This is a genomic window from Pantoea sp. Lij88 (assembly GCF_030062155.1).
Lineage (GTDB): Bacteria > Pseudomonadota > Gammaproteobacteria > Enterobacterales > Enterobacteriaceae > Pantoea.
The window spans coordinates 1,927,384-1,940,219 of the sequence record NZ_CP118269.1 but is presented as its reverse complement, the minus strand read 5'-3'; the positions used below and the strand labels follow the sequence as shown (position 1 = coordinate 1,940,219).

Annotated in this window: 17 protein-coding genes; 6 read left to right on the top strand and 11 right to left on the bottom strand. The window is 55.2% G+C overall.

The window, feature by feature from the left end; genetic code table 11:
- Positions 1 to 91 precede the first annotated feature (91 nt).
- Complete coding sequence (locus tag PU624_RS12805; protein ID WP_283547911.1) at positions 92 to 217, bottom strand: hypothetical protein; 126 nt, start codon at positions 215 to 217, stop codon at positions 92 to 94.
- A gap of 171 nt (positions 218 to 388) precedes the next feature.
- Between PU624_RS12805 and sapA the strand changes: the two genes are divergently transcribed.
- From sapA to PU624_RS12785, 4 genes are all read left to right on the top strand, one after another.
- Entirely contained in the window at positions 389 to 2,011 is a 1,623-nt protein-coding gene (gene sapA / locus PU624_RS12800) for an ABC transporter substrate-binding protein SapA (RefSeq protein ID WP_283547910.1), read from the top strand.
- Entirely contained in the window at positions 2,012 to 2,977 is a 966-nt protein-coding gene (gene sapB, locus PU624_RS12795) for a putrescine export ABC transporter permease SapB (protein WP_283547909.1), read from the top strand.
- Between the two features lie 158 nt (positions 2,978 to 3,135).
- Positions 3,136 to 3,342, top strand: a complete 207-nt coding sequence (locus PU624_RS12790; RefSeq protein ID WP_283547908.1) for a TraR/DksA C4-type zinc finger protein — start codon at positions 3,136 to 3,138, stop codon at positions 3,340 to 3,342.
- A gap of 62 nt (positions 3,343 to 3,404) precedes the next feature.
- Positions 3,405 to 3,545, top strand: a complete 141-nt coding sequence (locus PU624_RS12785; RefSeq protein ID WP_283547907.1) for a hypothetical protein — start codon at positions 3,405 to 3,407, stop codon at positions 3,543 to 3,545.
- A gap of 148 nt (positions 3,546 to 3,693) precedes the next feature.
- Here PU624_RS12785 and PU624_RS12780 read toward each other — a convergent pair whose 3' ends face one another.
- Positions 3,694 to 3,915, bottom strand: coding sequence for a hypothetical protein (locus PU624_RS12780; RefSeq protein ID WP_283547906.1), 222 nt, complete (start codon positions 3,913 to 3,915; stop codon positions 3,694 to 3,696).
- A 133-nt stretch (positions 3,916 to 4,048) separates the two neighbouring features.
- Here PU624_RS12780 and PU624_RS12775 point away from each other — a divergent pair, with 133 nt between their 5' ends.
- Together PU624_RS12775 and PU624_RS12770 are read left to right on the top strand one after the other, a co-directional pair.
- Positions 4,049 to 4,471 carry an SRPBCC family protein gene (locus PU624_RS12775; protein ID WP_283547905.1) on the top strand — a complete coding sequence of 141 codons (423 nt, stop codon included), beginning with the start codon at positions 4,049 to 4,051 and terminating at the stop codon, positions 4,469 to 4,471.
- 3 nt (positions 4,472 to 4,474) lie between these two features.
- Positions 4,475 to 4,930 carry a MarR family winged helix-turn-helix transcriptional regulator gene (locus PU624_RS12770; protein WP_283547904.1) on the top strand — a complete coding sequence of 152 codons (456 nt, stop codon included), beginning with the start codon at positions 4,475 to 4,477 and terminating at the stop codon, positions 4,928 to 4,930.
- A gap of 173 nt (positions 4,931 to 5,103) precedes the next feature.
- On the opposite strand, the gene PU624_RS12765 is transcribed toward PU624_RS12770, so the two are convergent.
- From PU624_RS12765 to PU624_RS12725, 9 genes are all read right to left on the bottom strand, one after another.
- A complete protein-coding gene (locus PU624_RS12765) occupies positions 5,104 to 5,796 on the bottom strand; it encodes an amino acid ABC transporter permease (protein WP_034823323.1) in 693 nt (230 codons plus the stop codon).
- Between the two features lie 16 nt (positions 5,797 to 5,812).
- Positions 5,813 to 6,502, bottom strand: a complete 690-nt coding sequence (locus PU624_RS12760; protein WP_283547980.1) for an amino acid ABC transporter permease — start codon at positions 6,500 to 6,502, stop codon at positions 5,813 to 5,815.
- Positions 6,503 to 6,581: 79 nt separating this feature from the next.
- Positions 6,582 to 7,397 (bottom strand): transporter substrate-binding domain-containing protein, encoded by an 816-nt coding sequence (locus tag PU624_RS12755; RefSeq protein WP_283547903.1) that lies wholly within the window; start codon positions 7,395 to 7,397, stop codon positions 6,582 to 6,584.
- A gap of 20 nt (positions 7,398 to 7,417) precedes the next feature.
- Positions 7,418 to 8,155 (bottom strand): amino acid ABC transporter ATP-binding protein, encoded by a 738-nt coding sequence (locus PU624_RS12750; RefSeq protein WP_064690880.1) that lies wholly within the window; start codon positions 8,153 to 8,155, stop codon positions 7,418 to 7,420.
- Between the two features lie 12 nt (positions 8,156 to 8,167).
- Positions 8,168 to 8,734: a peroxidase-related enzyme gene (locus tag PU624_RS12745; protein WP_283547902.1), complete on the bottom strand. Its 567-nt coding sequence runs from the start codon at positions 8,732 to 8,734 to the stop codon at positions 8,168 to 8,170.
- Positions 8,731 to 9,213 carry a CMD domain-containing protein gene (locus tag PU624_RS12740; protein WP_283547901.1) on the bottom strand — a complete coding sequence of 161 codons (483 nt, stop codon included), beginning with the start codon at positions 9,211 to 9,213 and terminating at the stop codon, positions 8,731 to 8,733. Before PU624_RS12740 ends, PU624_RS12745 begins: the two co-directional genes overlap by 4 nt.
- Positions 9,210 to 10,664 (bottom strand): NAD(P)-binding domain-containing protein, encoded by a 1,455-nt coding sequence (locus tag PU624_RS12735; RefSeq protein WP_283547900.1) that lies wholly within the window; start codon positions 10,662 to 10,664, stop codon positions 9,210 to 9,212. Before PU624_RS12735 ends, PU624_RS12740 begins: the two co-directional genes overlap by 4 nt.
- A 353-nt stretch (positions 10,665 to 11,017) precedes the next feature.
- Entirely contained in the window at positions 11,018 to 11,977 is a 960-nt protein-coding gene (locus tag PU624_RS12730; RefSeq protein ID WP_283547899.1) for a LysR family transcriptional regulator, read from the bottom strand.
- Between the two features lie 675 nt (positions 11,978 to 12,652).
- A complete protein-coding gene (locus tag PU624_RS12725; RefSeq protein ID WP_279767717.1) occupies positions 12,653 to 12,832 on the bottom strand; it encodes a con-10 family general stress protein in 180 nt (59 codons plus the stop codon).
- Positions 12,833 to 12,836 lie beyond the last annotated feature (4 nt).

Here is a 12,836-nt window from a genome sequence, read left to right as displayed (position 1 = left end):
TAGCACCGGCTTTGACTCTCTTTTTCAGCAACGTGTTTTTCACGCAAAATCGCAATTAATTCGCCAACCCATTCAAAGGCGATCCTGCCCTTCAGGCCGCCGCAAAAGCCAAAAAAAAGCCCGCCATGAGGCGGGCAACAATACTGGAAGCAATGTGAGCAATGTCGTGCTCTTCACCGGCAGAGCCGCCGTCGAAGTGCAGATGAATAATAATCATTCTTATTATCATCTGTAAACACCTTATTGAGAATATTTCTCATTACCCCACCTTCTGTGCGTTCTTTCCAGGGTCACAAGGATGAAAAACCGGCTGGCAGCGGTTGCAGGTTTTGGGTCAATGCCCGCTTTGCGATACACTCTGTTTAATGCCTCAAAATCGTTGAGTTCTATGTCAAAACTACTATGTTCGCTGTTGCTCAGCCTCAGCGTGTTGAGTGTCCCTGCGTGGTCAGCGCCTGCTGGTGATATCCGCCAGACCGGCTTTGTGTATTGCGTCAGCGGTACGCTGAACACCTTTAATCCGCAGATGGCCAGCAGCGGGCTGACTGTCGATACGCTGTCGGCACAACTTTATGACCGCCTGCTGGATGTCGATCCCTACACCTACCGTCTTAAGCCCGATCTGGCGTCGAGCTGGGAAGTGCGCGATAACGGCGCGACGTATCGCTTCCATCTGCGCAGCGGCGTGCAGTTTCAGCAGACCAATCAGTTCCGCCCTACCCGTGCGCTGAATGCCGACGACGTGGTATTCAGCTTCGCCCGGATGTTCGACCGTAATCACCCCTGGCACAACGTCAACGGCGGCAACTATCCCTACTTTGATAGCCTGCAGTTTGCCGATTCAGTGCAGAGCGTGAAGAAGATCGACAACAGAACGGTTGAGTTCAGGCTGAACAGCCCGGATGCGTCGTTCCTGTGGCACATGGCGACCCACTATGCGCCGGTGCTGTCGAAAGAGTATGCCGACCAGCTTACTGCTCAGGGCCGCCAGGAAGAGATGGACCGACAGCCGGTGGGTACCGGTCCTTATCAGCTCAGCGAATATCGCACCGGCCAGTACATCCGTCTGGCGCGCAATCCTCACTACTGGAAAGGTGTGCCGCGTCTGCAGCAGGCGGTGATCGATCTGGGTTCTGGCGGCACCGGGCGGCTTTCCAAATTGCTGACCGGAGAGTGCGACGTACTGGCCTATCCCGCAGCCAGCCAGCTCAGCATCCTGCGTGATGACCCACGCCTGCGGATGACGCTGCGTCCCGGTATGAACATCGCCTATCTGGCCTTTAATACCCGCAAACCACCGCTCGACCGTCCTGAAGTACGTCACGCCCTGGCGCTGGCAATCAACAATGAGCGGTTGATGGAGTCAATCTATTACGGCACGGCCGAAACCGCCGCCTCGATATTGCCGCGCGCTTCCTGGGCTTATGACAATGATGCGCGCATCACCAGCTATGACCCGGCGAAGTCCCGCGCAGCACTGGCGGCTCTGGGCATTACCGATCTGCATCTGCGGCTGGTGGTGCCTGCCGCGTCGCAGTCCTGGAATCCCAGCCCGCTGAAAACCGCCGAGCTGTTACAGGCCGATCTGGCACAGGTTGGCGTACGGCTGACGATTGTCCCGGTTGAGGGCCGTTTTCAGGAGGCGCAGCTGATGGCGATGAATCATGACCTGACATTGTCCGGCTGGGCGACCGACAGTAACGATCCGGACAGCTTCTTCCGGCCGCTGCTCAGCTGCGCGGCGATTCGATCGCAGACCAATTACGCACACTGGTGTTCTCCCGCCTTTGACGAAACGCTGCAGAATGCCCTGTTATCGCAGCAGCTTGCCGGGCGCATCGACAGCTATGACAAAGCGCAGCTGATTCTTGCGCAGGAGTTGCCGGTGCTGCCGCTGGCATCCTCTTTACGACTTCAGGCGTTTCGACATGATATTAAAGGGCTGGTGCTGAGTCCGTTTGGCAACGCCTCGTTTGCCGGGGTTTATCGTGATGCTGATGAGGGTAAATAAGTGATTATCTATATTCTGCGCCGTCTGCTGCTGCTGCTCATTACCCTGTTTCTGCTGTCGCTGGTCAGCTTCAGCCTGAGCTACTTTACCCCTAACGCGCCGCTGGAAGGCGCGGCCCTTTTTGACGCCTGGTGGTTCTGGTTTAAAGGGATGCTGCAGTTTGATTTCGGCGTCTCCAGCACCAACGGTCAGGAGATTGGCCTGCAGCTGCGCGAGGTGTTCCCGGCCACCATGGAGCTGTGTATCCTGGCGTTTCTGTTCGCGCTAATGGTGGGGATCCCGCTGGGCATTTGTGCCGGCGTGATGCGCAATAAATGGCAGGATAAAACCATCAGTGCGCTGGCACTGATTGGCTTCTCGGCGCCCATCTTCTGGCTGGCGCTGATTCTGACGCTGTTCTTCTCTCTGACCCTGGGCTGGCTGCCGGTGTCGGGACGCCACGACCTGCTCTATCCGGTGCAGAATATCTCTGGCTTTGCGCTGATTGACGCCTGGCTGAGTCGGTCGCCGTGGCGACATGAGATGATTATCAGCGCCCTGACCCACCTGATTTTACCGGTGCTGGTACTGGCGATGGCGCCGACGACGGAAGTGATCCGTCTGCTGCGCAACAGTACCAGCGACGTGATGGACAAAAACTATGTCAAAGCGGCTGCCACGCGCGGTCTGTCGCGCTTTACGGTGATCCGCCGTCACGTGCTGCATAATGCGTTGCCGCCGGTAATCCCGCGCCTGGGCCTGCAGTTTTCCACCATGATAACGCTGGCGATGATCACCGAGATGGTCTTCAACTGGCCGGGGCTGGGACGCTGGCTGATCAACGCGATTCGGCAGCAGGATTATGCGGCGATTTCAGCCGGTGTGATGGTGATTGGCGGCCTGGTGATTCTGGTGAATGTCATTTCTGACGTGATTGGTGCGGCAATGAATCCGCTGAAACATAAAGAGTGGTATGCCCTGCGCTAGGACTTTTCATATCCAAATAAAGTGGTTTAAAAACAGGCAGGTACTGTTTTAATGGGCTGTCATTGCCCTCCTGGCCCGCCTTCATGTACACAAAAGTTTTCTCTGTGGTGAACGATTTGTGTTTAAATCGTTAAAATTTGATGAGGTTCTGAATATTTATGGATGACGTTGATCTGGCACAGGAGCGCGAAGAAGCGCATCTCGCCGCCTCCCTGGCCGCCCGAAAGAGTAAGCTCCAAAGCCCTAACGGCTTATGTATCTGGTGCAAAGATGAAGCTGTCGTGGCCGATACGGCTTTCTGTTCAAGCGAGTGTGATGAGGATTATCACAAACATCAGCGCGAGATGAAGCAGCGCATCAGCTAATCGGAACGTGTATCCGGACTCGTCCGGTTAAACCCGCCAGATTATTCATACAAGGAAGGATTATGAGTCTCAGCAGAGTGTTACTGGTACTGGTATTTGCTGCCTGTATGGCACTGTTAGTGAAGGCGGGGTCGGGTCAGTTCACCCATTTTCTTGATGACAAAATTGATCATCAGATTACGAAATGGGCTGATGGTAAATAGGCAATCAGATTCGTTTTGGTGAGCCCGCCCCTGAGCGGGCTTTTTAATGCCCGTCCTGCATATCGTGCTCACCCTTCGCTATTTACTCCCTCATCACTATCTATCGCACCCGAACACTGTATGGTGTGCGAGTCAGCCTTAGCTGATGCTACGATTTTCCTTTCTTGATGCAATTTATGCCTGCGTAACGCGGGCTTTTTTGTGCCAAAAAACTGCCGGTCATCGGCATCAGCAGCATGCCGTTATGCCTTAAGTTTTTGCCACTACGGTCGATAAATGAAGTGCACATGAGTTGTGCACGAGAAAGCTTCTCTATTGAATGCACTGTAACGATTTGCCCGCCTATGGCGGGTTTTTTTTGGTTATTCATTTGTTCATCTGTTGTCGATCACCAGATTGCTTCTCATCTCATCTCCCCGCGTTTCCTTTTGACAGGAAAACGGCTTGTGATATTGCAAGTGCACATATCATATGCTCACTTATGTTAACTGCAGGTGATGAACATGACTCAGGCTGAACACTGGTATAAATCGTATGAACATCCTATCCCTGCCACACCGGATAAGATCTGGCAGGCGTTTACAGACACCTCCTCGTGGAAACACTGGAATCCGGGCGTTAAATCGATAGCGCTTGAGGGGGCATTTCAGGCGGGAACGTGGTTTTCGATGGCGTTGCCGGATGGGGAAATGATCCGTAGCAGGCTCATTGATGTCGCGGCCGAACAACATTTCACTGATGAGACACTGATTGGTGAGACGCGGGTCAGAGTGGAGCATCGCATTGAAGCATCAGGTCAGTGTCAGCTTGTCTATGCAATACGCACACAGGGACCGGATGCTCAGGCGCTCGGAGAAGGTATCAGCGCTGACTTTCCGGACGTGATGGCCGGACTGGCACACTATCTCGCAGAACAAAAGGCTTAGTCTATGACGTCTGAAAGCCGTAAACCTCTTCCCAGCAGTTTTGAAGGGCCGGACGAAAGCCCGGGTTTTCTCCTCTGGAGAATCTCTAATCGCTGGCAGCGTGAGCAGCGAACTGCCCTGCAGCCTCTGGGACTGACACATACGCAATTCGTTGTTCTGGCAGTGGCCAGCTGGTTTCAGGGAAAAGAAGCCCTTACTCAGGCACGGCTGTCACAACTGACGGGCAGCGATACCATGACGATTTCGCAGGTGGTCCGGGCACTCGAAAAATCGGGATATATTCAGCGCGTCCCCCATCCGGAAGATATCCGTTCAAACGTCATTGTGGTGTCTGAAGCAGGCAGAACGCTTGCGGGACAGGCCGTAAAGGTTGTTGAAAAAACAGATGAAGCGTTTTTCATGCCCCTTGGGGACGATGGACAGTTATTGCTCACACTTTTTAAAAAACTTCTCAGCTGAGCCTGATAAAACTTTCTAAGCTTCATGCTGGCTAAAGGTTTCGGGTCAAAAAATCATTCTGGTCTGTCGCAATTACCCGTCAGTCACGGGGTGCTGAAAATCACATCCCCTTAACTTATCTGAAGAAACGGCATCAGCCACATTGCGATGCCGTTTCATTACAACGCGATAAATCAGGTGCGCACCCGCAGCGCCGCCTCAATTTTGTCGGCAATCTTAGTGACGACATAGGCAATCACCATGTAGAACACCACCGCAATCAGGAAGGCTTCGAGGTAATAGAAATTCAATGCCGCCGTTAATTGTGCCTGGGCAAAGATATCCACCACTTCGATGGCAAATGCCAGCGACAGGGCTTTCATGATCACCATAAAGGCATTCGCAAGATCGGGGATCGCCGCCACGATAATCTGCGGGAACATGACACGACGAAACAGCTGTCCACCGCTGTAGCCGAGCGACAGGGCAGCATCCGATTGTCCGCTGTCGAATGAGTTCAGCGCCCCTTTCCACACTTCCGCCTGGAATGCCGCGACGCAGGCACTCAGCGCCACAATGATGATCACCCAGTTCGGCAGTGAATGGGCATTGACCTCGACGCCAAATAACGTGGCCACAAAGTGCAGCGCCGGTGGCAGGCCGTAATAGGCGAGGAAAATCACCACCACCATCGGCACGCCTTTGAAGGCGATTTTGTAGGTGATCACCAGCTGGCGCAGCACCGGAATGCGACGATGCTCAATAAATGCAAACAGCCCGCCTAACAGTGTCGAACAGATAAATACCGTCACCGCCATCAGCAGCGTTACCGGCACGGCATCCAGAATGCTCCAGAAGTCTGGCAGCAAAACCTCAGCATCAAACATGGTTTTTCTTCCTCACTCAGACGCTGGTGGTGAACTTCACGCGCGGCGCAGACTTCGAGCTGTACTTCGCATGACGTTGTTCAAAGAAGCGGATAACCAGCCACGCCACACCGCACAGCAGTGAATAGAGCACGGCCAGCACCAGATAGGTGCCGAACTGATACTGGTTGTAATCGCGTTCCATGATCAGGTGCGCGGTCGCCATCACATCTGCGGCTCCGATGTACATCACCAGCGCAACGTTATGAATCAGATAGATAATGGCATTGCCGTAACCCGGCAGCGCAAAGTGCACCGCCTGTGGGCCGATGACACGCAGCATTTTCTGGCGGAAGCTGTAGCCCAGGCTGTCGGTGGCATCGTGCTGACCCCGCTCAACCGCCAGGTACGCCGGCCGCATCACTTCCGACAGATAACCGCCGTGATACAGGCTCAGACCGATCATCGCCGCCACGTTGGCCGTGAAGAAGTCGCTGAAGCCAAAGTTATCGGTAATGAGTGGCATACCATAGAAGGCGACAAACAGCTGCAGCACCACGGGCACGCTGCGCGCATAGGAAACATAGAGATCGGCCATCTGGCTAATCACGGGGATACGGCGCACGCGGAAAAACGTCGCGATGAGCGCCAGAAAGAACCCGACAATCATCGCCACAAACATGATGCCGAGCGTCAAAGGCAGCGCCGACAGCAGTTCTGGAATCATGGAGGATAGATTCACGGTGAAACACTCCTGCTAAAAAGGACAGCCTGCGCCCGGCTCAGCGCCGGACGCAGTGAATCTGTTACTTCATGTACTTCGTAACGTCTTCGCCAAACCACTTCTGCGCCAGCTTATCCAGCGTGCCGTCCGCCTTCAGCTCTTTCAGTGTTTTGGTGATGTCATCATTCAGTGCCTGATTCTCTGCAGAACGGTGAATCAGCACATAGGTGTTGTTGATCACCACCGGCTCACTGGCTTTGATCGCCAGCTTCTGGTTGTCGATCACCGTCTGCTCACCCAGGTTAGAAGGCAGGATCAGCGCATCATATTTCCCGTTCTGCACTTCTTTCAGGCGATCCGGGTAAGGCACGCCGGCGCTGGACGCCTTGATGGTGATTTTGTCGTTCGGGTTATCCTGCTGCCACTGGGTAACGAACTTATACACGCCACCGCCTGCGGTCACCGGCACGATCTTCTTGCCGACCAAATCTTTCATGCCGTTGATATTGCTGTCGCTGCGGCTGTAGATCTTCATCAGGCTGGCACCAATCGGTGCATCCGGGATCAGGAACTGTTTGCTGCGCGCGGGTGCTTTGTAGTATCCGCCCGTCGCCATGTCATATTTGCCGGTCACCAGGCCGGTTTCCTGCGCGATATCCGCCGCGCCTTCCATCACAAATTTGTACTGTGGCAGTTTCGCGTTGATGGCTTTCAGCACGTCCGGCTCGTAGCCCTCAGGCTCATGACCGATCGCCCCCCACGACAGCGGTTTGGACTCCGCGGCGGTAGCGATTTTGATGGTGCGTACGGCGTCAGCAAAGCTGTTTCCGCTGATCAGGGCCAGTGCGATGATGCCAGGCGCGGCCAGGCGACGTAATGTGGTTTTGATTGCAGGCATGTCTCTGATTCCTTTGATTATTAGAATACTTTTTCTGAGTTGAGGAACTGGGCAAGGCGCGGCAGCGTTGGGTTATCAAACATCTCGACAGGCGTTCCCTCCGCAGCCACCACACCCTGATCCATAAACACGATGCGATTCGAAATGCTTTTCGCGAACTGCATTTCGTGCGTCACCAGCAGCGAGGTAATGCCGGATGACGCCACATCTTTAATCACTTTCAGCACTTCACCCACCAGCTCGGGATCGAGCGATGAGGTCGGTTCATCAAACAGCATCACATCCGGACGCACCGCCAGGGCACGCGCGATTCCGGTACGCTGTAACTGGCCGCCGGACAACTGCGACGGATAGTGATCGCGTTTCGCTCCCAGGCCGACGCGCTCCAGCTCCTGCACGGCGATGTCGCGCGCCTGCTGTTTCGTTTTACGCTGGATGACGATCAGCGGATCCATCACATTCTCCAGCACCGTCATGTTTTTAAAGACGTTAAACTGCTGAAACACCATGGCTGTGCGCAGACGAATCGCCTGAATCGCCGCTTTATCCGGTGACTGATAATCCATGCGGATCTGATCGAGTTGAATCGTCCCCGCTGACGGCTTCGCCAGATAGTTGATGCAGCGCAGCAGCGTAGTTTTCCCGGTGCCGCTTGGCCCGATGATTGACACCACATCGCCGCGTTTTACCGACAGATCGACGCCTTTCAGAATCGGATTGCTGCCGTAAGCGAGCGTAATATTGTTGAGTTCTAACATCCGGTGCAGCCCTTATTTGTTCAGGTCAGCATGGCCGAGCACATGCATCAGACGGTTGGCCCAGCCAAAGATGGCGACAGCGTGGATCAGGTCGAGAATCTCCTGATCGTTCATGCCGACGGCGCGCAGAGCGGCGACATCGTCCGGCGTAGCTTCAGATGGCGTGACCGATAAACGACGGGCAAAGTGATAGATCGCCGCGTCGCGTTCGCCCAGCACATCCGCCCGGTCAAAATAGATGGCGCTGACCACGTCGTCACTCTCAGCCAGCTGTGCATGACGGCGCGCATGCACCACCGCACAATAACGGCAACCGTTAACGATTGAAGCACCCAGCGCGCCCAGCTCACGATCCGCGCGATCCAGACCGCCTTCAACGTACATAATGGCGTTGAATAATCCGGTTCGTGCGGTGTAGCTCTCAGGATCGTGGACCAGCGTGCGCACGTACTCGGAGATTTTCTTGTTGGACGGCGTCACTTTCATGGCATCGAGCTGCGCCGGTGTCGCCTGTTCAACATCCACTGGTGCGATATACGGATGCCAGTGCAGCGGCTTGAGATTAACCGACGGAATCATGCGGACCTCATCAGACGTAATCCAGCCGCGACGCGCGTCTGGAAGTTAACAAAGGCGATCAGTTCAGAGAGGGCGACAATCTGCGGATTGCTTAAACCGGCCTGTTCCAGCAGGCGAATGTGCTGTTCGGTCGCCTCAATCGGCTGCTGTGTCACCCTGTCAGCATGGCGTGCAATCGTTGCCAGCGGCTCCTCACTCACCTTTTCGCCCGCTGCAAGCGCCAGCAGTGCCTCAGACGGGTTTAACGCCGCCAGCTGTGCCTGATAATCACGTTGCAGCGGCGCATCGCCGTTCAGTACCGCCATGCGCTGGGCCAGCGCAATGCGCAGATCCGCAGATAAACCCTGATCATCTTCCGGCGTCAGCACTGACACTCGACACGCTTCTGCGCCCTCAACAAATTCGGGACGCAGGCGGCGTGTCTGATACAACGCCTCATCGGGGGTTAATCCGGCTGCCTGATCAATTACGTCGCTCACAACGCGCTCTCCTGTTTTAGTCGTGGAGTTGAATCCACCCATTCATCGCCCTGCAGTTCAGGGGTGTCAAAAGCCTGTAAGCTGGTGAAGTGCTGCTCCACGTCATCGGCAAACAGCGAGGCAGCAATGCCGCGCACCAGACGATCGGCACCCGCGCTCACTGCCGGAATATCGCCGGAGACTTTGCCGTGCGTCAGCATCGCGGCATCATTAAAGCAGTGGATATGTGCCAGCATCGGGCAGGCACCGGGCGTCAGTTCGCGGAACTCAAATGAAGGCCCGAGATCAGGCGCTTCCAGCAGGCTGCGACGCGCCTGCCCCATCTCAGGCTGATACCGGCCGTCTCCCCAGCTTCGGATGTGCGGCGCGATAGCAGCAAACTCCGGGCGGCCGTGGAAATCGTTGGTGAAACCGGTGGCGGCGATCAGGAAGTCATAGCGCAGTGCGCCCTGGGTGGTGTCAATCAGCAGGCCATCGGCCTCCTGTTTAACCGCATTAATGCCGCAGTCGAGGAAGAAGCGCGCATTCTCATGACGGGAGACGCGCAGGGTTGAAGAACGCGGCGGCGGGGTTTGTATCGCAGCGGTGTAATCGACAAACTTCCACTTCCACGCGTCCGGCAACTGATGCATGCCGTGCACCACGCCCTGGCTGCCAATGCCGGTCATCTTGTTAATACGCGGCATCTCTTTACGACGAATCAGCAGGTCCACTGCGCTCGCGCCCTGCTCCAGGGCGGTGGCCGCGTTATCCATTGACGACGCGCCTGCACCAATCACGGCAACGCGTTTGCCCTGTAACGCGGCAAAATCGATGTTATCGGCGGAGTGTGCCCAGAACCGGCGGTCGATGCCTTGCAGGAAATCGGGTACGGCAAAACCGCCGAGTCCTGAACGCCCGGTGGCCAGCACCAGACGGCGTGTGTAGACACGGCCGGTTTCGGCACCGTCCAGATCGAGCGCAATGACATCCCCGGCCTGCGCGATATTGCTGACGCGCACGTTATTCTGCACCGGCAGATTCAGCACCCTGCGATACCAGATCAGGTAATCCATCCACTGCGCTTTAGGGATCTTGTCCAGTTCCTGCCATGCTTCGTTGCCCCACTGCGCCGTGAACCACGCGCGGAAGGTCAGCTGCGCGAGACCGAGTGCCGGGCCATGCAGCGTTTTCGGCGAGCGCAGGGTTTCCATGCGAGCAAAAGTGATCCACGGCCCTTCCAGCCCTGCGGGGGCAGCGTCATAGGCCACCACATTGGTGATGCCGGTGAACTGTAATTTCGCGAGCGCTGCCAGACCGCACATGCCCGCACCGATCACCACCACATCCCGTACCGGGGCATGCTGATAAGTGCGCTCAGGTACCCAGGGTCTGGCGGGCAGTTCCAGAAATTCCAGATCCTGCTGTAGCTGAGCTTCCAGCGCGGCAAGCCCTTTGGCGGCATACGTCATAGAGAGTTTCCTGGTGTCAGCGATCGCCTGAAGGCGAGCGAAAACGGTTAAAACGCGCTGATAACGCTGCCTTTCCATTATCCGACAAATGCATAATAGGAGGCCAACAATCATCAATACACATAATAAGAGCTAAGTTTTCGCATAATCCTCTTGCCCCAAATCGGAGTCAAGAATTGCGCTCAGCATCTGACCAATGGATTTCTTATATCTTATGCAGGAAAAGTTATAAGCGTTGAAAACAAGGGGGTTTTCAATAGCGGTGTGCCGGGGTGTCTTTCAACGCGCATCCCGTCACCTGATTGTAAGACGTGAGGGCCACCCCTGGGGTGACCGTGACAGGCCAGCCGGAATCAATCCTGATTGATAATCTTCATAATGCGCGGATGTTCACTGGCGGGCAGACGTTCAAAACCCGGCAACAGCTGCGCGGCCGCATCCGCCAGTGCGTCCACCAGCGCCTGCGTCGCGCTGGAAATCTGACGGCCTTGTGGCGTAATCACGCCAAAGAAGTAGGGAATCTCTTCCTGAATCGGCCGGATCGCCACACCCGCCAGCGGCATACCCCAGCCCGTAACCGGTTCGAGGATCGCCACGCCTAATCCCGCCCGCACGCAGCCCAGAATATTCGCTGACGAGTTGGTTTCGATGGTTTCCAGCAGCGGCGCTTTGACTTTCTTCAGCGCTTTTTCATAGCGCCCGCGTAAGCGCTGCGGGCTCCAGGGGGCAATTAAACGACGGCCTGCCAGCTGGCTCAGCGACAGCTCACTGTTCGCCGCCAGCTCATCGTCTTCCGGCAGCGCAATCACGCACTGCGACTGCCCAATCCAGTGCAGTTCGACCGCGTGATGCTCCAGCGGCAGACTGCATAAACCGATGTCAGCTTCGGCGGTGATCACCGCATGCGCCGTCTGTTCGGCAGATTCACTGATGATCTGCACTTTGTTTTGCAGGTTCAGTGCGGCCAGCGCCTGCGGCAGCAGTCCGGCCGCCAGCGCGGGCGTCGCAGCAATACTGAGTGGGCGATGCTGCTGATGCGCGATCTCCTGAGCGCGTAAGCGGATCTGCTGCAATGACAGCAGCGCTTTCTGCACATACTGATGCAGCTGTAACGCCTCTTCAGAGGGATGAATGCGCGGGCCATTGCGAATAAAGAGTGGGTAACCCAGCGACTGCTCTAACTCCTGAATCAGGCGGGTAACAGCGGGCTGCGAGCGGTTCAGCGCCCTGGCTGCTGCGGTGACACTGCCCGCAGAAATTACCGCCGAGAAGGCTTCCAGCTGACGCAGATCGAGGTCATTTAACAAGGTCATCGCGAGGAAAATTCCCTAAGCCATTGATCGTTCCCGATAAACATCCGGGGAAAAAATCATCATAGAGAGAGTCTGGTGAATTAGCCAGAACGGGAAAGCCGCGAGGCAGTCCTCACCCAGAGCGTAATGATGCTCACTCAGGCAAATAACGTTGCTTTAACCGGATACAATCGCGGCTGGGGTTCGACAAGGTGTGCAGCGTGCCTGGCGCCTTTTCTCTCAGGTTTTGCTGAGTGAAGATAAACTTTTTTTGAATTACCCCTCCGGCAACGAAAGCGCCTATTGCCTCCTGAGACGCACAGGAAAAGGCAATAAACTTTCAGGGGCCTGACCGCTTGTTCAGGAGAAAAGTTAAGCCATCAGGATTTACGGCTTGAGACTATTCAGTTGCTGAAAAGGTTTTTTGAATTTCAGTCATCCCTGTAAGGAAAGTATTTCTGTCATCCTGCTTCGCTTAATTCAGCCAATGATAATGATTATATGCAATATAGATAAAGAGACACTGGAAATAAAATCCTGCCGACATTAATAGAGGCAACGCGCCAGCAGTCTCCAGGCATGCATGCTTAAATATCTTCCTTCATTTATAACCGTGGAGTTTATTGTAACGGATGAAATTCAAGGCCCCGGCAAAAATGCCAGGGCCTGCGGCTTAATCAGAAAATATTTTTCTGATTATTCAGATTTACGTCCGCCGCTGTGGCTATTCTGACCACCTTTTTTGCCTGCTTCTGACGCTTTTTCACGGTCATTAGCGAAGTTACCTCCGCTGTTATGCCCGCCTTTCTTACCTGCTTCAGAGGCTTTCTCAGGGTTTTCTGCAAAATTACCTGAACCACCACGATGTTCGGCCATAATA

Excerpts from the sequence above, each read along its gene's own strand:
- PU624_RS12805 (WP_283547911.1), bottom strand. The coding sequence starts at position 217 with ATGATTATTATTCATCTGCACTTCGACGGCGGCTCTGCCGGTGAAGAG.
- sapA (WP_283547910.1), top strand. The coding sequence starts at position 389 with ATGTCAAAACTACTATGTTCGCTGTTGCTCAGCCTCAGCGTGTTGAGT.
- PU624_RS12790 (WP_283547908.1), top strand. The coding sequence starts at position 3,136 with ATGGATGACGTTGATCTGGCACAGGAGCGCGAAGAAGCGCATCTCGCC.
- PU624_RS12785 (WP_283547907.1), top strand. The coding sequence starts at position 3,405 with ATGAGTCTCAGCAGAGTGTTACTGGTACTGGTATTTGCTGCCTGTATG.
- PU624_RS12780 (WP_283547906.1), bottom strand. The coding sequence starts at position 3,915 with ATGAATAACCAAAAAAAACCCGCCATAGGCGGGCAAATCGTTACAGTG.
- PU624_RS12775 (WP_283547905.1), top strand. The coding sequence starts at position 4,049 with ATGACTCAGGCTGAACACTGGTATAAATCGTATGAACATCCTATCCCT.
- PU624_RS12770 (WP_283547904.1), top strand. The coding sequence starts at position 4,475 with ATGACGTCTGAAAGCCGTAAACCTCTTCCCAGCAGTTTTGAAGGGCCG.
- PU624_RS12765 (WP_034823323.1), bottom strand. The coding sequence starts at position 5,796 with ATGTTTGATGCTGAGGTTTTGCTGCCAGACTTCTGGAGCATTCTGGAT.
- PU624_RS12760 (WP_283547980.1), bottom strand. The coding sequence starts at position 6,502 with ATGATTCCAGAACTGCTGTCGGCGCTGCCTTTGACGCTCGGCATCATG.
- PU624_RS12755 (WP_283547903.1), bottom strand. The coding sequence starts at position 7,397 with ATGCCTGCAATCAAAACCACATTACGTCGCCTGGCCGCGCCTGGCATC.
- PU624_RS12750 (WP_064690880.1), bottom strand. The coding sequence starts at position 8,155 with ATGTTAGAACTCAACAATATTACGCTCGCTTACGGCAGCAATCCGATT.
- PU624_RS12745 (WP_283547902.1), bottom strand. The coding sequence starts at position 8,734 with ATGATTCCGTCGGTTAATCTCAAGCCGCTGCACTGGCATCCGTATATC.
- PU624_RS12735 (WP_283547900.1), bottom strand. The coding sequence starts at position 10,664 with ATGACGTATGCCGCCAAAGGGCTTGCCGCGCTGGAAGCTCAGCTACAG.
- PU624_RS12730 (WP_283547899.1), bottom strand. The coding sequence starts at position 11,977 with ATGACCTTGTTAAATGACCTCGATCTGCGTCAGCTGGAAGCCTTCTCG.
- PU624_RS12725 (WP_279767717.1), bottom strand. The coding sequence starts at position 12,832 with ATGGCCGAACATCGTGGTGGTTCAGGTAATTTTGCAGAAAACCCTGAG.